Annotated in this window: 12 protein-coding genes; 5 read left to right on the forward strand and 7 right to left on the reverse strand. The window is 42.8% G+C overall.

From position 1 onward, the window contains the following. Positions 1–5 precede the first annotated feature (5 nt). The 6 genes from AAA938_RS17885 to lysA form a co-directional block, all read right to left on the reverse strand. Positions 6–1535 carry a cryptochrome/photolyase family protein gene (locus AAA938_RS17885; RefSeq protein ID WP_338230130.1) on the reverse strand — a complete coding sequence of 510 codons (1530 nt, stop codon included), beginning with the start codon at positions 1533–1535 and terminating at the stop codon, positions 6–8. A gap of 54 nt (positions 1536–1589) precedes the next feature. Next, on the reverse strand, positions 1590–2624 hold the full coding sequence (locus AAA938_RS17890; RefSeq protein WP_338230131.1) for a PorP/SprF family type IX secretion system membrane protein: 1035 nt from the start codon (positions 2622–2624) through the stop codon (positions 1590–1592). Positions 2625–2628: 4 nt separating this feature from the next. After that, on the reverse strand, positions 2629–4713 hold the full coding sequence (locus AAA938_RS17895; RefSeq protein WP_338230132.1) for a T9SS type B sorting domain-containing protein: 2085 nt from the start codon (positions 4711–4713) through the stop codon (positions 2629–2631). A 361-nt stretch (positions 4714–5074) separates the two neighbouring features. Further along, a complete protein-coding gene (locus AAA938_RS17900) occupies positions 5075–6109 on the reverse strand; it encodes a PorP/SprF family type IX secretion system membrane protein (RefSeq protein WP_338230133.1) in 1035 nt (344 codons plus the stop codon). Next, entirely contained in the window at positions 6110–13228 is a 7119-nt protein-coding gene (locus tag AAA938_RS17905) for a PKD domain-containing protein (RefSeq protein ID WP_338230134.1), read from the reverse strand. It abuts the gene before it with no gap. Positions 13229–13429: 201 nt separating this feature from the next. Next, entirely contained in the window at positions 13430–14653 is a 1224-nt protein-coding gene (lysA, locus tag AAA938_RS17910) for a diaminopimelate decarboxylase (RefSeq protein WP_420915751.1), read from the reverse strand. Between the two features lie 173 nt (positions 14654–14826). Between lysA and AAA938_RS17915 the strand changes: the two genes are divergently transcribed. Together AAA938_RS17915 and AAA938_RS17920 are read left to right on the forward strand one after the other, a co-directional pair. Then, positions 14827–16539, forward strand: a complete 1713-nt coding sequence (locus tag AAA938_RS17915; protein WP_338230135.1) for a sensor histidine kinase — start codon at positions 14827–14829, stop codon at positions 16537–16539. Continuing rightward, positions 16536–17231 (forward strand): response regulator transcription factor, encoded by a 696-nt coding sequence (locus AAA938_RS17920; RefSeq protein ID WP_338230136.1) that lies wholly within the window; start codon positions 16536–16538, stop codon positions 17229–17231. Before AAA938_RS17915 ends, AAA938_RS17920 begins: the two co-directional genes overlap by 4 nt. Positions 17232–17392: 161 nt before the next feature. Here the strand turns inward: AAA938_RS17920 and AAA938_RS17925 are convergent, their stop codons facing one another. Further along, positions 17393–18403 carry a dipeptide epimerase gene (locus tag AAA938_RS17925; protein WP_338230137.1) on the reverse strand — a complete coding sequence of 337 codons (1011 nt, stop codon included), beginning with the start codon at positions 18401–18403 and terminating at the stop codon, positions 17393–17395. 90 nt (positions 18404–18493) lie between these two features. Between AAA938_RS17925 and AAA938_RS17930 the strand changes: the two genes are divergently transcribed. The 3 genes from AAA938_RS17930 to AAA938_RS17940 all read left to right on the forward strand — a co-directional run bounded on the left by AAA938_RS17930 (position 18494) and on the right by AAA938_RS17940 (position 21134). After that, entirely contained in the window at positions 18494–19963 is a 1470-nt protein-coding gene (locus tag AAA938_RS17930) for a M14 family zinc carboxypeptidase (RefSeq protein WP_338230138.1), read from the forward strand. A 105-nt stretch (positions 19964–20068) separates the two neighbouring features. Further along, on the forward strand, positions 20069–20800 hold the full coding sequence (locus tag AAA938_RS17935; RefSeq protein WP_338230139.1) for an SIMPL domain-containing protein: 732 nt from the start codon (positions 20069–20071) through the stop codon (positions 20798–20800). A 40-nt stretch (positions 20801–20840) separates the two neighbouring features. Next, a complete protein-coding gene (locus tag AAA938_RS17940; protein WP_338230140.1) occupies positions 20841–21134 on the forward strand; it encodes a type II toxin-antitoxin system HigB family toxin in 294 nt (97 codons plus the stop codon). Position 21135 lies beyond the last annotated feature (1 nt).

Raw genomic sequence — 21135 nt, forward strand, 5'->3', positions numbered from 1 at the left:
AATCCTCAAAGATTCTCGATATTCTTCAGATACAATTCCGCCTGATCCAAAATCTCCTGCTTATTTCCCATTTTATCCCAAGTGCGATACATCATTCCAATACGGGGATTTTTCTCCAGCTTCTCCCGGTTTCTGGCATAAAAGTGCCAATAGAGTGAATTGAAAGGACAGGCTTTTTCTCCGACTTTTTCCTTGGAATCATAGGCGCAATGGTCGCAGTAATTTCCCTGTTTCTTAATGTAGTTTGCCGAGGAGACATAGGGTTTGGTTCCGACAATTCCCCCATCTGCAAACTGGCTCATTCCTCGGGTATTGGTGATTTCCACCCATTCGATAGCATCGATGTAGATACCCAAATACCACTGATCAATCTCATCGGGATGGATTCCGGCAAGCAGGGCAAAGTTTCCAGTGACCATGAGGCGCTGGATATGATGGGCATAAGCCAAGTCCAAGGATTGTCCGATGGATTCCTTTAGACAGTTCATCTTTGTCTTTCCGGTCCAGAACCAGTTAGGGAGCTTGCGGTCGTGATCAAAGAAGTTCAGCTCGGCAAACTCGGGCATTTTGGCCCAATAAATCCCTCGCATATACTCCCTCCATCCGATAATTTGTCGGATAAAACCTTCTACCTGAGCAATTGAGATTTGGTTTTGGTGGGCATGCCAATACTCCTCCACTTTTTGCACGACTTCCAAAGGAGAGAGCATTTTGGAGTTCATGGAAAAGCTCAGTCTGGAATGGAAAAGATAGGGATCCCAGGTAGTCAGGGCATCCTGATAGGCACCGAAATTGTGAAGGAGCTTTTCGCAAAAGTGGTCCAGTAGCTCCAGACTTTCCTCCCGGGATACTGGCCAGGGGAAATTCTCTTCATCCAAGGAACCTAGGGTTTTCACCCCGGCTTGGCGAATCATTTCCGCTATATCTTTTACGTTTTTGGGGTGGAGTAAGGGTTTTTTGAGCAGTTTTTTGTCTTTGAGCGCCTGTCTGTTTTCTTGGTCGTAATTCCATTGACCGGTGAGAGGTTCCTTACCATCCATGAGGATATCGTACTTCTTGCGCATCTCCCGGTAAAAGGTCTCCATGAGATAGGTCTTTTTCCCTTTGAAAAAGTCTTTAAGAAAATCCCGTGAAGTCAAAAAGTGCTCGGAATCCACGGCTTGAGTCTCTATGGACAATTTATCTCCCAAGTTCTTTAGCTGTTGATCCAATCGGTATTCATCCGGGAGTTGGTATTCGAAGCGGCTGTAATTCTCCTTTTCTACCAGAAGAGAAATTTGCTTTTCGAAACTCTGCTCGTTTTCCGGATTGTCTAGCTTGAAGTAAATCACCCGATGACCGGCTTTTTGGAGTTGTTCGGCAAAGGTTCTCATGGCCAAAAAGAAAGCGACCACTTTTTGGATATGATGCTGCACGTAGTCTGTCTCTTGCCTGACTTCCATCATCAGATAGGTAACTTCTGAGTCAGTTTTGGAAAACCAGGAATGCTGGGAGTTAAGCTGATCTCCAAGAATCAATCGTAGCGTTTTGGGCATAAAAAAAGGACTTTACCGAAGTAAAGCCCTTTGATGGGGTGATTGTTTTATGAATTAGTATTTGAAGCAAGGCATGGAGGACTTTCTGCCGGCACCTTTTGCGGAAGTGGCTAGGAAGCTATATCGGAGGCTGACTTCATGGGCTCCACCGGTATTGGCATTTCCCAAAGAGGATAAAGTAAAGTCGTGACTGTAGCCGATGCTAAGACCTGAGGAAACGGCGATGCCTACCAAAGCAATGATGGATTCGTGGGTAGTCTGATTAGCCTCAGAAACCGGGATTCCTCTGTACCAGACGCCTAGGACAAGAGGTTGTAGATTCACCTGAGTGCCCAAGTCTAATTGCTGGAATGGACCCTGGTTCTTGTAATTGAAAGCGAAAGTCAGCTCTCTGTTTCCTGTAGATCTATTTAGGAAATGTTTTGCTGATCCTCCAGAGAGATCGATTTTATATCCTCCATGAGCGGAAAATTTCATAGGGAGTTGGCTCAGTTCATTGTCAATAAATGAAATATTCGGCTGAGTAATATGGTGGGCAGAGAGTCCCAGCCATAGGTTGTCGTTATTGAACATCACTCCCACGCTATAATCTGCGAATTGGTGACGGAAATCCTCTCCCAGATTTTCTCCGGAGAAATCTCCGATAGCTCCAGTCTGGTCGTCGATTTGGCTTCCAAAGACCAAATTTCCAAAGTAGGCATCTCGATCCATGAAGCTAACTTGTCCGCCTACTCTCAGAAAGGATCGAAAACCCAATCTTGCCCGATAGGAGTAAGTTAGTCCGATTTCAGAGACACTTAGATTGGCCATGCTTTGTTCTGAGCGATTGAATATCAGCCCTACTCCACTTTTGGCACCGAAGAAGTAATGATCTACATGTGCAGAATAGGAAACGAAGCTTTGGTCCAGTCCTGGCCATTGGTTTCGGTAGTTGACACCAAAGCTAGTGCCTTCTGAGGCCCCGGTCATGGCCGGGTTGAGGTATAGCGGGTTGGCGTAAAACTGGGAGTACTGGATATCCTGCGCCTGAACCAAAGGGGTGATTAGGCAAAGGGACAGAATTGCGATCAGTGTAAAAGTTCTTTTCATAAACTTATCTGATTAGGGTGATTCCCCCTGAGCGGCTATGGGTGATTCCGCTGGAGGATAGGGTGTAGGTGATTCGATAGAGATAATTTCCCGGAGGGACTAACTGACCTCGATAGGTGCCATCCCAGCCGGTTGATTCAAGTGATTCGGTAACAAAGAGCTTTTCTCCCCAAGTATTGAATACTTCTAGGGTAAATGAAGAAACTCCTTTAAGCTTCGGTAAGAAGGTGTCGTTCAATCCATCCCCATTGGGTGAGAAGGCATTGGGGATGACGACCATTTCTTCAGGAGCATTGACCTGAATGGTGTTGGTCTCCACAGCTGTGCAGCCAAAGACATCATATCCAGTCAAGGTGACTTCGTAGGTTCCTTCTTTTTGGAAGATGTGGATTGGATTTTTTTCTGAAGAAGAGGTACCATCTCCAAATTCCCAAGTCCAGGATAGAATTTCAGGAGCGATTTCGCTTTCGAAGAGGATTTCTTCTTTGACTCGTACTTCCGGTTCACTGCTGATGGTAAGTTTTCGGTAGCCGAATTCGATTCTTGAACCGAGAGTTGTGCTCGTGGGGATTTCTACATTGGTTTCTGCAGTCGTTTTACAGCCCAAAGCATCTGTGATTTCTACCTTGAGTTTTCCGGATTCTTTAAAGGAAATTTCTCTTGAATTATCTGAGGATGACCAATTGATCTGATAGGGTTCCACTCCCCCTTCGATAGAAACCCAGGCCACTCCTGCCACACTTCCCTCCGCGCAATTCACTTCCAAAGCGGTTTCAATTTTTGCTCTTAGGGTTGGGTTTTGGTCGATAGTAAAGCTTACAGTCACCAAACAGCCCGAGTCATCCGAAATTTCTGCTGTATAGGTGCCAGAAGCTAAATCAGTCCTTTTTTCACCGCCTGTTTTGCCATCTGACCACTTGATTGAAATGTTGCCATTTGCACCTTTTATACCCAGCATGACCGATCCATCGGGTTGTCCAGAGCAGGAAACGGGCTTTTTCTCCAACACTTCTACCTGAAGTGTGGATGAATTTGAAAGGTTGAACTGCTTTTGAACTTCGCAGCCAGAGGCATCTGTCACAAGCACGGAATAAACCCCTGAAGTAAGGTCAGTCATCGCAGGGGAACTTGACCCAGTGTTCCATTTATAGATGTAAGGGCCTTTTCCTCCTTGGATTTGAAGCTCAATTTTTCCATCTGCATTTCCTTCACAAGAGGGCTGAGAGATGCTTTCCGAGATTGCAAGAGGACTAGGGGCGGAGATTTGATAGGATGCCTGTATTGAGCAACCTTTGGTGTCCTGTACCTGAACTTGGTAGATACCTGCCGCGAGATTTTCAAGGCTTGATGAAGTCGGTCCATGACTCCATTTGTATGTATATGGGCCTTGTCCCCCAGAGACGTTCAGGCTGATTTTTCCGGTTTGTTCAGAACTGCAGCTTGGATTTTGAATAGTCTCTGACAAGGTAAGTCCTTCTGAGGCGGCTTTTATTTCAAAGGAAATGCTGGTTTCGCAGTAGTATTTGTCTCCGACTGTAACTGTGTAGACTCCCGGAGCGAGATTGGATGCTTCCCATACATTCTTCAAGCCATTGCTCCAGGTGACATCGTATGGAGGGCTATCTGCTTCGTAATCATTGCGGCCGATTTTTACGCTGATTTTAGCATAGCCATCATTACCAGACCCGCAGGAGGCTTCTCTTTTTTCCACTGGATTTAAAAGGAGTGGAAAAGGAGGTTGAATGACAATACTTTTCTCGAGAGTTTTTCCATCCGCATCGGTGATCCAGACGGTATAGGTTCCAGCGTTGAGATTAGATCGGTTTTGAGTGGTTTCGTTGGTATTCCACTTGTACGAATAGGGAGGTCTGCCTCCATAGACATTGAGGATGATGTTTCCTTTTTCTGAATGGGAGCATAGCGCGAGTTTTCCGCTTACCTCTACTCCCATATCGGAATAATTGTGAATGCGCTCATTGGATCGATCAGGTAGATTAAATGCAAATTGAGAATAGGCAAAAGAGGAGATCCATGTCATCATCGACATGACTAAGAGCCTCTTAAGATTTGAACCTATTCGCCTTTTCATTGAATTTGTTTAGTGCTTTTATGCCCTATTTTCAATCCTTATTTGTGTTGTATAAAATATCTTTTGTGTATTTTATTTTTTAGAATAATATTTTTTGTAAATCGTATACGACAAAATGATATTCTACAAAACACTGCTTTTTTCTTAAATAGAGGGAAAAAATTTTTAAATGCAAGAGTTTTGGCAATGAGAATCCGGGGAGGCTCAGACTTGGAAAAGTGTAATTTTTCTTGAAAATGTATTATAAAATAAAAAACTGTTTTGAATCTGCTTTTTTGATTATATGAAATGAAAAAAGCCTGAAAATCAGGCTTTGAAAAAAATTTTAATTTTTTTTTAAGAGCGCATATTATTTCTTCATTTAATATCTAAAACAAGGAATTACTCTTGATTTTTGGTTTCTTGACTTAGGATCTCCCCAAAGAAAAGTATAACGGAGAGAGACTTCGTGAGCCCCCCCGCTGTTTTTCTGTCCCAATTTGGAGACTGTGACATCATAAGAATAGCCGATATCCAATCCAGTAGGTAGCGACACTCCAATCAGACCGATGATGGCTTCATTGTTTGGCAAATTATTTTTTGTAGGAAGTCCTCTATACCAAACGCCCAACACCAATGGTTCAAGAAAAAGCTGGGTTCCCAGGTCCAATTGATTGAAAGGGTCTTGCTGCTTGTAATTGAATGCAAAGGAAATACTTCTCTCTTGCCCGACATGGGTGAAATAATCTCTTCCTCCCGGGGCCAAATCGACTCTATACCCTCCTTGAAGAGATACCTTCATAGGAAGTACACTCGTTTGGTCATCTACAAAGGAGATATTCGGTTCGGTTAGGTGATGTGCAGAACCTCCTAGCCAGAACTTGTCATTGTAAAACATCCCACCAACGGCATAGTCAAAGAAGGAGTGTCTGCTGTCCAAAGGGATGCCGTTCAATTCATCCGTTATCCCTCCTACTGTACCATTGACAATGTCGATCATCGAACCAAAAACGAGGTCTGAGAAAAAAGCATCCCGCTGCATATAACTCACCTGACCACCGATTCGGAAAAAGAAGTTTTCACTGATTCGAAGTCTGTAGGAATAGCTGAGTCCGATTTCGTTGGTAGAGAGATTGGCGAGTGTTTCCTGATTTCCGTTGAAAATAAGGCCAATTCCGCTATTGTAGTCAAAAATGTAATGATCGATATAGGCAGAATAGGAATTAAAGCTATGATCCAATCCAGGCCATTGATTTCGATAGTTGACACCCACCCGTGTCAATTCACTTGCCCCCGTCAGGGCAGGATTAAGATAAAGAGGGGCGGCGTAGAACTGAGAGTATTGGACATCTTGTGAGAAGGTATTTCTCAAAGATGCAAAAAGCAAAAGCACAAAAAGAAGTAGTATTCTCCTCATTTACCTGATAAGTATAAATACGCCGGATTTTTGTTTTCTTTCTCCAGACCGAGAGGTGTATACCACACGGTAAACATAATTTCCATTTTGGGCATTTTGACCATTTACTTTTCCATCCCATCCTCTGTCCTCTAGAGTTTCAGATTGATAAATCAATTCTCCCCATGTTGAGAAAATATAGAACTCCATTGAGGCTATTCCTCTAAACTCAGGCTTGAAAAACTGATTTTTAGTTCCGTCAGGTGTGAAAGCATTTGGCACAATTACCAAATAATCATCTAGTACATTTATTACCTGCTGAGTTTGGGCTATACAGCCAATTTCATCTATGGTAGTAAGGGTAATCGTGTAGGTTCCTTTTTTCTCATAAATGTGTGTTGGGTTTTGTTGGTTGCTAGACCCTCCATCTCCAAAATCCCAATTCCAGATAATTATATTTCCTTCTGAGATATCAATAAAGTTGACAGGCTCTAAAATCTGTGCCTCTGAATTTGGAATGAAATTCCCGCCTCCTAAATCTGCTTCATATTCAAATCCAGGAATGAGTTCTGTATCCGTAATCAACACCAGAATTCGCTGGTTTTGAGACCAACAATTGGCACCTTTTAATGAGCTTTGAACCTGGTAGTTCCCACTTTGGTCTACTTGGGCAATTTCATCCAACCTCATCAGGGTGCCAGAAGGACTGTAGATCTGATAATCATAAATGGATGGATTGAATCCTTCTATGAACTTGGTCAAATCAACGGTTTCTTTGGGATCACAGACTATTGATGGATTGGACACCCTAAGGTTAGGAATAGGATTAACAGTAATTTCAACTGGCACAAGAGGAGTATCGCATACCTCAGGTCCGGAAATTCCGACATAATATACATAGGGCTCCTCTCTACCAATTAGACCCTCTATTGTCATAGTACCATCTCCGTTAATTTGGTAAGTCACTCCATTAGATGTTCCGGATGATATTTGGCCGGTTTTATCAGGATTGGTATACCAAGTAAAAATTGGATTGATACCTGTTTGTGAAGTTGATGCAGATACTGAGGCAATTTCTCCAGCGCACAATTCGTCGCCTTCTGCAAATAACGGAGTTGGAAGATTTTCTATTTCTATGTTTCCTGGAACTGAGACCCTGCATCCTCCAGAATCCAACACAGATAAAGTGTAATCACCTGATGGAAGGCCAGTTTTTGTAAATAGTCCACCTGCAAAAGATTCGGTAGAAAAGAGCTGCCCATTTCTAAGGATTTCCACTTGGTAATTTCCATATCCTCCTGATATATTCACACTAATCTGTCCATCGGGCAAATTGCAGGTTGCATCCTGCTTTTGATTCAAGGAAGCGGTCAAATCCGCACTTGGGCCTTCTACTATTATATTTGGGGTAGAAACAACACACCCGGAGCCACTCATCACATAACCGGTATATACACCGGGACTTACTGTAAACAATCCGCTATTCTGGAAATTTATTCCATCTAAAGAATAAGTAAATGATCCGTCACCTGCAGAGCCTTGAAGAGAAATAGTTCCTTGATCCCCAAAGCAAACTTCATTGGCTACTGAATAGGCTAGTACCGGGTTCCTATTGATAATTACGCTTACTTCTTTTACATCACCCGGACAGGAGGTTCCACCTGTAATTATCACAAAATAAGTTTGAGGAGAATCTGTATAGTCCAAACCTGAAACGGTCATTTCCCCCGATGAAGAAATTTGGAAAGTATGACCATTTGCATCGGGGGTATTTGATGATATGATGGGCACCGTTAAGTTTTGGTCTTTGTACCATTCAAAGGTCGCCCCAGAAGGTGCAGGAGAGGCATTTGGTGTAAAAACTGCCACTTCCCCTTCACAGATTTCGGAGTCTTGCACCTCAATTAGAGTTGGGCCGTAGACCAATGTTTGTGTATCAGAGACTACGCTACAACCCTCTGCATCAGTTATTCTCAAATAATAATCTCCCGGAGCTAAGTTATTGATGGTCACCTCTGGCCCATCTTCCGTCCTTGTATCCAATAGATTTCCGTTGAAAAATATTTGAATTTGATAGGGAGCCCAACCTCCTGTGATCTGAGTTCTTATTACCCCTATATCTGCACCACATCCCGGATCTGTTTTGACCAATGGAGCTACATCCAGAGGAAGGTCCGGTTGGATTACTTCTACTGTAAAGGATTGAAGGCAAAATCCTTCATTTGAAACTTGAATCGTATAGCTACCCGCCGCAAAAGTTAAGTTTTCAAGATCAAGTTCTGCAATAGGACTTGCTCCATTGACTGAATAAAGGAATTTTGAACTTCCTCCTGAGTCTACAAGGATTTTACCATCATTTCCACCAAAACAGCTTACAGGTTCTGTAATGAAAACAGGATTTGGAATTGCCCTCACCAAAGCTTCAACTGGAACCATTTCGTCGGTGCATTCCACATTCAAATAATACACATAAGGATTGTCTTGACCTGAAAGTCCAACAATTGTTAATTCCCCACTTACAGGGTCAAGGGTATATTCAACACCTGGATTTGAAGGATCAGAACCAGGCAACACTTCTTCGGTCTTAGAAGAATCCTTATACCATCTGAAGGAGGTTGGGGCAGAGCCTGAAACTGTATTTACAGGAACCAGGCTTACAGTTTCACCTTCACAAATTTCAACATCCGGAATCACATAGACTGGGTCTGGCATTTCCTCGATGGTAAAGTCAAAACTTGCGACGCAGCCTTTATCATCAGTAATGATCAGGTAATAAATGTCTTCAAATAGATTCTGTGCTCCTGTAATACTTCCAGGAATAATAGGACCTGAGATAGAACCTCTTCTCCATTCTACAGAATAATTTCCCCAACCACCAGAGATTATCAAATTGGCCACTTCGCCGTTATCCAAGCCGCAGGAGCTTCTTATCAGATCAGGGTTGTTGATAGAAATCGGAGCATTTGGCCCATTGACACGTCCGGTTGTTTGAAAAGTACATCCATTTGACCCGGTACTGCGGACTTCAATAGAATAATCTCCGGGGGTTAAGTCCGTAAATACATTTGTCGGCACAAAAGGACCATTGTTGATGCTGTATTCAAAATTTCCATCTGCACCCGTGGCTAAAACGGTAATTGAACCATTATCGGAATCAAAACAGATTTCATCGGTAATCTGAAGGTCGGCTGTGATTGGTTCCAATACTTCTACTCTTCCAAAGAACGGAGGGTTAGGACAATAGCCCGGGCCTGTGGCTACAAGGTAGTAGGTATAGTTTCCAGGCTGTAATCCTTCGATTTCCAATTGCATGGTCGAAGCATTAATGGTATAAACAATACCATTTACATCTGGAGTAGGACTTGAAATGATTTCTTCAGTAGCTCCAGAGTCTTTGTACCATTTCAGGGATGGATTACCAGTTGTGGCGACTATTGGAATCAGAGTTGCTATGTCTCCTTCGCAAATTTGATCCTCCATAGGATCTACAGTAATAGGGATACCTGTATTGTTGATCAGGCTTTCTAAAATAATATGGGGACATCCATTGGCATCAGTAAGGGTGATTTCATAATCTCCCGGAGCCAAATTTTCAATTTGATAAGGGGAAGTCACATCCGTTTCGGAAATCAGGTTGCTTCCATTTCTTGAAATGGTTAAGGCGTAAGGACCTACACCTCCGGCAAACTCAAACCTCATCAATCCGTTGGCCAACCCGCAAGCAGGGTCAATTTTTTCTTCAGTAGTAAAGGATACTTCAGGTGCTTGACTGATATTAAGGCTGTCCAGTGATGTCACACATCCTGTGAGTGTGTTCTGGACCAAAACTGAATAGGTTCCTGCTGACAATCCCGAGAAAATAGGGCCTTGCCAGGTGTTCCCCCCATCTAGACTGTATTGATAATTAGCCCCTTCTGCTGGATCGACGGGAGTAAACTCAATGCTTCCTGTATTTTCACCGAAACAGGCTACATCAGTGATTACAGGGGTATTCAATTTAGGCTCTGGATTAACAGTCACAGAAGCAGTGAGAGGATCATTTGAGCATAAGTTGTCACCAGAAATGACAACCGAATATTGGTAAGGCTGCGAGTTTTCAGGCAAACCTGAAATAGAAAGGTCGCCCGTAATATTGTCGACTGAATAGGTGATTCCACTGAATGTTCCTGAGGTGATTGGACTACCTGATTCATCAAACCAATTGTAGACCAAGTTTGAGGCATTACTGAGTTCAATGGTTTGAACGCTAAGGAAGGCGGTTTCACCAAAGCAAACTATATCATCATTTGCATCGAATTCAGGAATTGGAATAGCATTAAATGCAGCCGTATTGACAGTAAAGTTGCATGAGTTGGAATCAATGACCTCAATAATGTGAGTAGGGGCCTCGTTAAGCCCGCCTATCGTATAAGTTCCATTTGCCAGTTGGGGACTAATAGAACCCCCATTCAGGGTGAAAGTGTATGGAGGTGTACCTCCGGCAACCTCAAATGATACCTCTCCATTTTCCAACCCACAGCTTGGATTAGTCTGAGAGATTAGGGTTATCCCCAGAGGGGCTGCAGGGCCAAGAATTGTAAAATCCTGCTCACCGATACAGTTTGAACCAGCGTTTACAAAAACGGTGTAATCACCAGGTAGTAAATTTGAGAAGGAATTGGAAGCCTGAAAGTTTATTCCGTCCAAACTATATGTTTTTGAAGGAAAGCCCCCCACTGCGTTTACCGTAACACTTCCTGTACCAGCTCTGCACAAATCATCATTTTGAACCAATGAAATGCTTAAAGGAGGCAGTACAAGGACTTGGACTCTTTTTAAATTGCCTACTGGAGTTGCGCAAAGATTTTGAGATGGATCAGCCTCTACTTCGACAAAGAACTCGTAGGGAGTACCGTTTTGAGGAAGGCCAGTGATGGTTAACACCCCCGGTGCAGCAATTTGATAGGAAATAGGACCCTCGGTCAGGCCATTTGTGATCGGTTGGGTTTTGTTGTTATCCTTCCACCAAATAAATCTTGGATTATTCGCATCCGTTGGGTCTTCAAGCTCAGGCACGAAAGTAACGGGAGTGCCGAAACATACTTCTTGGTCATCCAAAATCACTTCAACTGGAGTACCTCGCACATCGATAACATCAAACTCAAACACATCATCGCAGGCAGAATTTGTGGCGGGATTATTAACAGTTAGGAAATATTTACCCAGATTGATACCATTCACGCCAACAGTAGCCTCAATGTAATTTCCAACCACTGTTTCGGACAAAGGGTATGGGCCTGGAATTACATTTCCGTTGGCATCTGTCCAGGTGAATGTATATCCCGGGATTAAGTCTTTAAGAATCACATTGGAAATAGACCCATCATTTTGTCCATTACAAGTAGGCCCGATTATGGATCCACTACCGTCGATTTTGGGAATTGGATTGATTGTGACATTAATTGGTTTTGGAGCAGAGATTTGCCCAAAATTGTCAGTCACAGTATACCAAACTGTTGTAGTTCCAGATACACCTAGGAAAGATTTAAATTTTATTTTGGGGACTTCTACTCCATTTTCTAAAAAAATAAAGGCTTCAAATTCACCTAAAGTTGTTGCTTCTGTAAGTCTTTCTTGTTTACAAACTTCTATTTGACAAATTCCGGACTCGCAATTTTGCACATTAATAATTTGATCCAATTGGTTTTGAACTGATAACGCCTCTAGCTCAGATTGATAAAGTTGAATACATTGGATTTGAGCACCAAGATTGTTTAAATCAACATCTAATTCAAAAAATTCCTCTTCTCCAACACATGCACTTGCATTTAATTCATTTGTTACAGGTTTAGTTAGTTGGTTTTCATTGGAAACCTGAACAGTTACATTTCGGATTTCTTGAAAAGCTTGCTTAGAGCCTGTTGCTCCTGCAAAACCCAATTTAAATGTAGATGGTACTTGTTGAGAAGGGTTGAAAGTAGTATTCAAAATTGGGATAAGCTGGGGGCCAGAAACGCCATTATTGACCAGCATATCTACATCGATGAGAAATCCTGCCGAAGGATTTAATGGATCAATGGGTTTAAAATCGATAAAAACTTTCCTATATCCTTCTAAATTACAGTCTTCAACCCTTCCGTTCGAGCTAAGCTTAAACATTGGGGAAACAAAATAGTCTGGTGTTTTTGGTAAGCTCCCTGTTCCTAGAGTCACATCAGGAAGAGCCGAAGCATCATCATGGGTGACTTTTCCCGTAACAAAGCCATAACTGTTGAAAGGAGCAGGATATAAGCCTGTAAACGGGTATGTTTTAGGCATACCGTTTCTTCTCTCTTCTCCTGGTTGAATTATTTGCGGTCCCCTTACAATAACACTATTTGGATATCGTGGTTGAACGATACCTCCATGACTCGCATAATAGTCATTTGGCCTTAAAAAGCCCCCGTATCTCCTTTCATATTCATTCCCAAATTTACCCCATACGTCAAAACCAATTCCCAAATACCCTCCCAATAAACCTCCAAAACCATTTGTGTTTTCAGGATTAAATAAAGGAGGACTTGACGTGTAATCTGTAAAACTTCCACCCGAAAAGCCATGAGCTGAATAACCCAAGGATCCTCCAAGTCCACCAATCCTAAAATCCGAAGCAGGGATATTTCCATCATAAAGGAAAAAACTTATCCCATCACCTGGTTCTAATGGATTTACTGGATTGTAAATAAAATATTCAAAAGATACTTTAATTCCATAGGTAGAAGAAAAAGGAAGGTCAATAAATGAATAGCCAAGTTGGCCAGAGGTGGTTAAGTTGGTTAATTGAAGTACTCCATTATTTTGACCAGAAGAAGCTGTTAGTTGCGCCGCTCCACCAACTTTTGTGTTTGGTCTTTCTATTTCAGTTCCGGTAAATGGCTCGCAATAAGGAAATCCTTGTCTTATAGGCTGAATCTCCACCCCATTTTGATTGACATTTTGAATTCGGGCAATTCTTCTTTCTAAAGTATCTAGTTTTGCCTTGGTTTTAGATTCCCAAATGGAAATATTCAAATTAGACGATTGAATAATTAGCCCATAAGAATCTAAAAGGGCCAAAAAGAAGCCCAAAAAAGTAAATAGAAATAAATATGTTTTCCAATTCTTCATTAAATCTTCTCCCACCAATCGTTATCTTCTTAAAGGTACGCATTTTCGCTCCCGATAAGATTCTCAGGTTTAATTCTTAAGATGATACTAGGGCTTAGGATTGGGTGAGCAATCGGTCCCGGTTAGTCGTCGTACCTGAGTATCGAATTGTAACCGAGACATTTTTAAACTCGGTTCAATAATTATACCAAAGGAGCCATTTAGGCTCCTCGGAATTTAAATTTCTATCAAGACCTGATTTCTGGTCAGATCTTCAAATTCCTCCCGCTTCCGGATAAGGTGTGCTTTTCCTTTCCAAACCAACACTTCTGCCGGTCTCAGCCGACTATTGTAATTGGAAGCCATGCTATAACCATAGGCTCCCGCGTTTTTAATTACCAATAGATCATTGGGTCTAATTTCTGGAAGCTGCCTGTGTGCAGCGAGAGTATCTGTCTCACAGATGTAGCCTACGATATGGTATTTTTCTTTTTTCCCATCAGGGTTGCTGAGATTGTAAATATCATGATAGGCCTCATACATCATAGGACGAATCAGGTGATTCAGCCCGGAGTCTACTCCGGCAAAAGTGATGGTGGGAGCGCTTTTTACCACTGCAGTTTTTACCAGTAAAATTCCCGCCTCACTTACCAAGAATTTCCCGGGTTCTATCCAAAGCTCTAAGGAGCGCCCATATTTTTGGCAAAATTCCTCAAATGCTTTGCTCACGATCCTTCCCACTTCCAACACATCCGTGGAAGGATCGCCTTCCTTGTAGGCTACTTTGAATCCCCCTCCAAAATCCAAAAACTTCAGCTCGGGAAACTGCATCGCTGCTTCAAAAAGGACATTTCCCCCTCTCAAAAACACCTCTGCATCATAAATATCAGAACCAGTATGGACATGAAGCCCCCAGATTTTTATCCCAAATTCTTGGACCGTTTCCAATATTTCAGGGAGCAAATCGATGGAGATACCAAACTTACTTTCGATATGACCCACAGAGATCTTGTGATTTCCTCCGGCCATGATGTGAGGATTGATCCGGATACAAGCTGGCACTGTTCCCCCATACGTTTTTCCAAATTCCCGAATCAAAGGAATACTGTCCAAATTGACCATTACTCCCAGATCTACCGCCTCTCTGATCTCCTCAAAAGGCACTCCACTTGGGGTGTACATGATCTCAGGAGCCTCAAATCCTGCCATCATACCCAGCTTGACTTCCTCGATAGAGACCGCATCTATTCCAGCTCCTGCATTTTTGATCAGCTTTAAGACCGATAGGTTGGAAAGGGCTTTCGTGGCATACTTGATCTTGAAGGGCACACTGCTGAATGCCTTCTGCAAAGTTTCGATCTGATCTACGATCTTTTCACCGTCATAGACATACACCGGAGTGCCAAATTCATGGGCTATGGATTCAAGAGAGACTCCCTGGATTTGTTGTGGGTTTTGCATGGGAATAAATTTCACAAAGAAGGCACAAAGGTACCCATTAGAAGCTGAAAACGGAACCCAAGTCCAATCTCCTTCCTCGTTTTGAAAAGTCTTTTTACCATTTCAACTTTTATCCTTGCGTTAAAACATGTTAACCAATTAAAGCCCCTAGTCATAAGGACTAAATTTGTACCATGTCTAAACGAAGTATCACCCTGATCATTGTATTGATGTCCATGGCCAGCTTTGGTCTGATGGGCTTCCAATATTACTGGGTGAGAAACGCCATCCGGATCAATCAGGAGCGCTTTGACCAAAATGTTCTTCAGGCACTTTCCGGTACCATCGAGGAGTTGGAAAAGGGAGAAGCCAGCGGAGTGATTCTCAGTCAGCTGATTCGGGATTCTGCACTTCAGGAGTCTCTTTTCAAAAAGATTGACCCCATCGATCTCCAACAAATCCGCACTTCACCCAATTACTCCCGGCCTTCGGTGGTGGACACCATGCTTGCAGGCGCTATGCCGCAAGTCAGTCCTACTTTCCGAAGAATACTCATGACTCGGGGACTGGACATCACGGTTTTGTCTGAGCTAGAAAACTTTTTTACCTACATGACTCCAGAAATTGCTTCCACTATTTTCACTCCAGATGAAATGCAGGTTTTATTGGAGGAAAAAGAAAGGCAGCTTGCTTTTTTGAATAATCAGACGGTCTTTTATTCCAGAAGTCAGACTTTTACACAAGTACCCGAAGTCATCACAGAGGTAAATATCTCTGAAGATGTGCTGGACAAAATAAAAAGGACCAACTTAAAGATTGATCTCCTGAACAAAGCCTACGCCGAGTTGGCTGAAGGACAGCAGGCTATTTTAGATCGCTTGGATACTGCAGAGGTAAGAAAACTCCTCAAAAATCAATTGTCCATAAAAGGGATTGGTGAAGAGTTTGAATTGGGACTGACTGGAGATAAAGGAAATCTGATTCCCATTGGCAAAGTGAATGACCCCAAAGTGGTGCTTCAGTCAGGGGTGCAGGCTAAGCTTTTTCCAAATGATATTCTGGGTCGTGACAATTACCTGCACATCTACTTTCCGGAGAAAAATACCCACGTCATCCGTCAGGTTTGGCTTCCGATTTCCAGTTCAGTGGTGTTTATTTTGGTCATCATTTTATGTTTCGTCTATGCCATTAAAGTCATTTTGAGACAAAAAGCACTGTCAGACACCAAAAATGATTTTATCAACAACATGACCCATGAGTTTAAAACTCCTTTGGCTACAGTAAGTCTTGCCGTAGAGGCACTTCAGGACCCGGAGCTCTCCAATCAAGATACCTTCCGAAGCCGATACTTGGGAATAATCAAGGATGAAAACAAAAGGCTAGTCTCACAAGTGGAAAAAGTCTTGCAAGCGGCCGCCTTGGAAAAAGGAGATTTCAAGCTCAAAATCGAGCCTATTGATCTCTCTGAGCTGCTTCAAAGTACCATTGACCACATTAGCCTGCAAGTAGAAAAGAAAGGCGGAAAGATCGAGCTAAAGGACAATCTCAAGAACCCAATTTTGGAAGGAGATGCTTTCCATTTGACTCATATTTTCAACAATCTGCTCGACAATGCCAACAAGTATTCCAGTGAATCTCCTAGGGTGTCTGTAGAAGCCAAGGAAGACGGAGATCAGATTTTGGTAATTATTAAAGACAATGGAATTGGGATGACTAAAGAAGCCCAAAAGAAGATTTTTGATAAATTTTACCGGGTTCCTACCGGAAATGTACATGACGTGAAGGGCTTTGGCTTGGGGTTATCTTATGTTAAAACGATGCTGGAAGCACATCACGGCGGGATTTTTGTACAATCTGAACCCGGAAAAGGAAGTACTTTCACGATAAACCTACCCAAAAGACAATGAGCAAAGCCAAGCTATTAGTAGTCGAAGACGATCCCAACCTGGGAGATATTCTTCAGGAATACCTTCAGATGAAAGGGTACGATACCACCCTCTGCCGAGATGGAGAGGAAGGCTGGAATAAATTCAAGAAGGACAAATACGATCTTTGTCTTTTGGACATCATGATGCCAAAAAAAGACGGGTTTACCCTAGCCAAAGAAATCAAAAAAGTGCAGGAAAATCTTCCCATCCTTTTTCTCACTGCCAAAAACCAAAAAGACGATATCATCGAAGGGCTCAAAATCGGTGCAGATGATTACCTCACTAAGCCCTTCAGCATGGAGGAGCTCCTGTTGAGAATCACTGCGATTCTCCGCAGAACCCAAAAGTCCACCGAGGTAGCACCATTGAAAACCTATACTTTCGGTGATTTCATCCTGCACTATGATGAGCAGTTTATAGAAGGTCCTTCTGGGAAACACAAATTGACCTCCAAAGAGAATGAGCTGATTCGTCTCCTTGCCTCTGAGATCAATAAATTAGTCAACCGAAGTCATGCTCTGAAGCAGATTTGGGGTGATGACAGCTACTTCAATGCCCGCTCGATGGACGTATATCTCAGCAAAATCCGAAAAATCCTGAAAGATGATCCCAAAGTCCAGATTATCACCGTGCACGGGGAAGGATTTAAGCTGATAGTGGGAGAAGGATAATTTAGACGCTAGACATTAGACACAAGAAGTAAGACTTCTCTTGTTGTTTCCAAAAAGCCCTGAATTGAATCAATTCGGGGTTTTTTATTAGAGAAAATTGATATCGGAACTGATGTGAAAAAAATCACTTCCAATCTTTCATACCTCCTAACTACCGAACATCATACCAACTCCGCACCAATTCCCGGTCCTTCGGGAAAAGTCACTTTCTCTGGAGTAATTGTCACTCCCTTAGCGGGGTCTTTGGCCAAAAGCATCGCTCCATCCATATCCACATAATCCAAAAGTGGAGCAATATGGGCGATGGCGGTGATTCCCACAGAAGATTCAGTCATGCAGCCGACCATGGTTTTCATGCCCAAAGATTTAGCTTCATGGATCATCCTCAACCCCGGGGTAATCCCTCCTGCTTTGACCAATTTCACATTGATTGCATGGAAAAGTCCATGACATTTCTTGACGTCACTTTCTACAATGCAGCTTTCGTCAGCCATCACCGGAAGTTTGGAGTGTTTGAATACTTCCTTCATTCCCTCCAGATCGTCTTTTCCCAGCGGTTGTTCCATAAATTCTACTCCGAGTTGGGCTAGTTCTTCAGAATAACGAATCGCTTGATCCGCAGTCCATGCACAGTTGGCATCGATACGGAAAACCGCATTTGTATGCTTTCGAAGTTCCTTTACAATCTCCAAATCCCGATCAGTGCCCAGCTTGATTTTATAGATCGGCCAATCCACTTCCTTCATTTTGGCTACCATTTTTTCAATGGTGTCAATACCGATGGTGAAATTGGTCAAAGGGATGTTTTTAGGATCAAGGCCAAGGTATTCGTAGAGTTTTTTCCCCTGCTTTTTAGCAAACCAATCCCATGCTGCCAGATCCAAGGCACATTGGGCAAAAGGATTATCCTTAAAAATCTCTTTGCCTAGCTCCCAAAGCTCTTCCGGTGTTTTCCATTTTCCACCTTCTACCAAAGGTCTCGCCACTTCCAGGCAGGCACTCATGTTTTCGATAGTCATCCCGTAAAAAGGATTGGTGGTGGATTCTCCCATTCCATAAAATCCCTCTCCCTCAAGCTTGACAATCAAGGTATCCTGCACGTCTCGACTTTGATGGGCGATGGTAAATGTGTGCTTTAGTGGTAGGTCAAAAACTTGGTAGCTTAACTTCATGGTGGGATTTTTGAGTTTGGGCAAAAATAAACCAATTTATTTCTCCCGAATGCCTAGTTTTAATCCTAGAAGAAAGAAAAACTCCCATTTATGAAGAATTTAAGATCCTTTTTGTCCACACTCTTTTTGATGAGCATATCTCTGACGGTTTTCTCTCAAATCTCCTATGAGCGAATTCCTCTAGAGAAAATGGAGGCCGCTTTTGAGCAATATAAGGAGCCTGCAATCACTCACCGGAGGTTCAAGCATGCCGATCTTCAGCCTTTGATCCAAAAGCATTCGAAAGTATTTCAGGTGGAAAAACTGGGAGAGTCTGTGGAGGGCAAAAGCATCTCCTCCATGAAGTGGGGGGCTGGTCAAAGTAAAGTGATGCTTTGGTCCCAAATGCACGGAAATGAAAGCACCGCGACGATGGCGCTTTTCGATCTGTTTAATTTTTTGGAAGGAAGTGGCGATGGTTTCGATGATCTGAGAATGCTTCTAAAAAGCCAACTTTCCCTGAAATTTATCCCCATGATCAATCCCGATGGAGCAGACGCGTTCAAGCGGAGAAATTCCTTGGACATTGACCTGAATCGGGATGCCATTTCTCAGATTTCTCCCGAGGCCGTGATTTTGAAGTCTGCCAGGGATGATTTTGAGCCGGAATTTGGATTCAATCTCCATGATCAGCAGGTGTATTACAATGTGGTCAATACGCCCAAACAAGCTACTATCTCACTTTTGGCGCCTGCTTACAATTATGAAACGGAAATCAACGACGTGCGCGAACGAGCCATGCAGACCATTGCAGGAATGAATGAACTGCTTCAGCAAATTATCCCGGGTGGGGTGGGAAAATACGATGATGCCTTTGAACCCAGAGCGTTTGGGGACAATATCCAAAAATGGGGAACCAGCACTATCCTGATCGAATCAGGTGGCTATGTCGGTGATCCGGAGAAGCAGGTAATCCGCAAGATCAACTTCATGATTATCCTCAATGCGCTGCATCAAATTGCCACCAAAGGGTACGAAAAATATACCACCGAGCAGTATTTTGCCATCCCGGATAATGGCCTGCAATTGGTGGATTTGAAAATCAATGAGATGCTGGTTTCAGTCAATGGAACCCAATATCCTATTGACTTGGTGGTTCGCAGAAGAGAGTCTGAAGCCAATGGTTCCTATTTCGTTTCCGGAGCGATTGACGATTTGGGAGATATGCAGGTCTATTTTGGGTTTGAGGAGTTGGACGCCACAGGAATGGAGTATGTAGAAGGGAAAGTTTACTCTACCCCTTTCGAATCAATTAATGAGATTTCAGAGGAGAAAGCCCTAGAACTTCTGCGGCAGGGATTTATGGCGGTAAAAGTCAAAAACGGAGCAGCCAGAGAATTACATACCTTGCCTATCCAAGTCTTAAAATCAACGGAGAAACTTTCCGGAGGATGGACGACAAGTTCGGCACCCAATTTCTTTTTGGGAAAAGAGGGAAAGCTAATCTATGCAGTGATCAATGGATATTTGATTGACCTGGAAAACCCAAAATCCCAGCTTTTCAAGAATAGAATTTTATAAGTGTTAATTCTGGTAAAAAGCCCTGAAAACCCGTCGATTAGGCGGGTTTTTTGTGTTTCGATCCTAATCAGAATTCCTTATCTTCAAGAGTAAATATTTGAAAAAATGAAAAACAATACCTCAGCGATCGTCTTTGCCATCGCTATTGTCATTGCAGCCTTTGTCTTGGGCAATGCTGTGATCAACCGGAATCGCCCTCAAGGGACAGTCAATGTCACGGGCTTGGGTGAGCAGAATTTTACCTCAGACTTGATCGTTTGGGAAGGTAATTTTACCCGAGAGAGCAGAGACCTGCAGTCGGCCTATTCCAGCTTGGAAAAGGATAGGAGCGCGGTCACACAATACCTCAAATCCAAAGGAATACCTGAAGATCAATTGGTGTTCAATGCCGTTTCAACCAATCCTCTGTATCAGCAAAATTACTCTGACGACGGCCGCTATTTGGGACAGACTTTCACCGGATATCAGCTGAGCCAAACCTTGGTTATTGAATCCAAAGACGTCGAAAAAGTGGAAAAAATCAGCCGCGAAATCACTGAATTACTGAATCAGGGGATCACTTTCTATTCTCAGCCTCCCCGATACTACTACACGCAGTTGGAGTCTCTCAAGCTGGAAATGGTCGCCAAAGCCACCGAAGACGGAAGAATCCGCGCCGAGCGGATTGCCGAAAATTCCAAAGCCAAACTCGGAGACTTGATCACAGCCAACATGGGCGTATTTCAGATCACTGGACAAAATTCGGGAGAGGACTACTCTTGGGGAGGAGCATTTAATACCTCTTCCAAAAACAAAACCGCTTCAATTACCATGAAATTGGTTTTTGAGGTGGAATAGTTACCGATTTGGGAACTTTTGTTGTAAATTTATTTTTTCAATGAGAATTATTGCGAAAAAAACTCTTCGTGAGTTTTGGGAAATTCAATCTGATTCCGAACAACCTTTAAAATCTTGGTTTCGGGAGATGGAGCTAGGTAATTGGGCTACTTTCAATGAATTGAAAATAGATTTTCCTTCAGCTAGTATCCTTAAGGAAAACAGAGTGGTATTTAACATTAAAGGAAATCATTATCGATTGATTGTAAAGTTCAATCTAGAGTACCAGACAGGATGGATAAGATTCATCGGTACCCATGCTGAATACGATAAAGTCAATGCAAATTCTATCTAAA

This window comes from Algoriphagus taiwanensis, assembly GCF_036245645.1.
Taxonomy (GTDB): domain Bacteria; phylum Bacteroidota; class Bacteroidia; order Cytophagales; family Cyclobacteriaceae; genus Algoriphagus; species Algoriphagus taiwanensis.

Excerpts from the sequence above, each read along its gene's own strand:
- AAA938_RS17940 (WP_338230140.1), top strand. The coding sequence starts at position 20,841 with ATGAGAATTATTGCGAAAAAAACTCTTCGTGAGTTTTGGGAAATTCAA.
- lysA (WP_420915751.1), bottom strand. The coding sequence starts at position 14,653 with ATGCAAAACCCACAACAAATCCAGGGAGTCTCTCTTGAATCCATAGCC.
- AAA938_RS17920 (WP_338230136.1), top strand. The coding sequence starts at position 16,536 with ATGAGCAAAGCCAAGCTATTAGTAGTCGAAGACGATCCCAACCTGGGA.
- AAA938_RS17890 (WP_338230131.1), bottom strand. The coding sequence starts at position 2,624 with ATGAAAAGAACTTTTACACTGATCGCAATTCTGTCCCTTTGCCTAATC.
- AAA938_RS17915 (WP_338230135.1), top strand. The coding sequence starts at position 14,827 with ATGTCTAAACGAAGTATCACCCTGATCATTGTATTGATGTCCATGGCC.
- AAA938_RS17895 (WP_338230132.1), bottom strand. The coding sequence starts at position 4,713 with ATGAAAAGGCGAATAGGTTCAAATCTTAAGAGGCTCTTAGTCATGTCG.
- AAA938_RS17900 (WP_338230133.1), bottom strand. The coding sequence starts at position 6,109 with ATGAGGAGAATACTACTTCTTTTTGTGCTTTTGCTTTTTGCATCTTTG.
- AAA938_RS17935 (WP_338230139.1), top strand. The coding sequence starts at position 20,069 with ATGAAAAACAATACCTCAGCGATCGTCTTTGCCATCGCTATTGTCATT.
- AAA938_RS17885 (WP_338230130.1), bottom strand. The coding sequence starts at position 1,535 with ATGCCCAAAACGCTACGATTGATTCTTGGAGATCAGCTTAACTCCCAG.
- AAA938_RS17930 (WP_338230138.1), top strand. The coding sequence starts at position 18,494 with ATGAAGAATTTAAGATCCTTTTTGTCCACACTCTTTTTGATGAGCATA.
- AAA938_RS17925 (WP_338230137.1), bottom strand. The coding sequence starts at position 18,403 with ATGAAGTTAAGCTACCAAGTTTTTGACCTACCACTAAAGCACACATTT.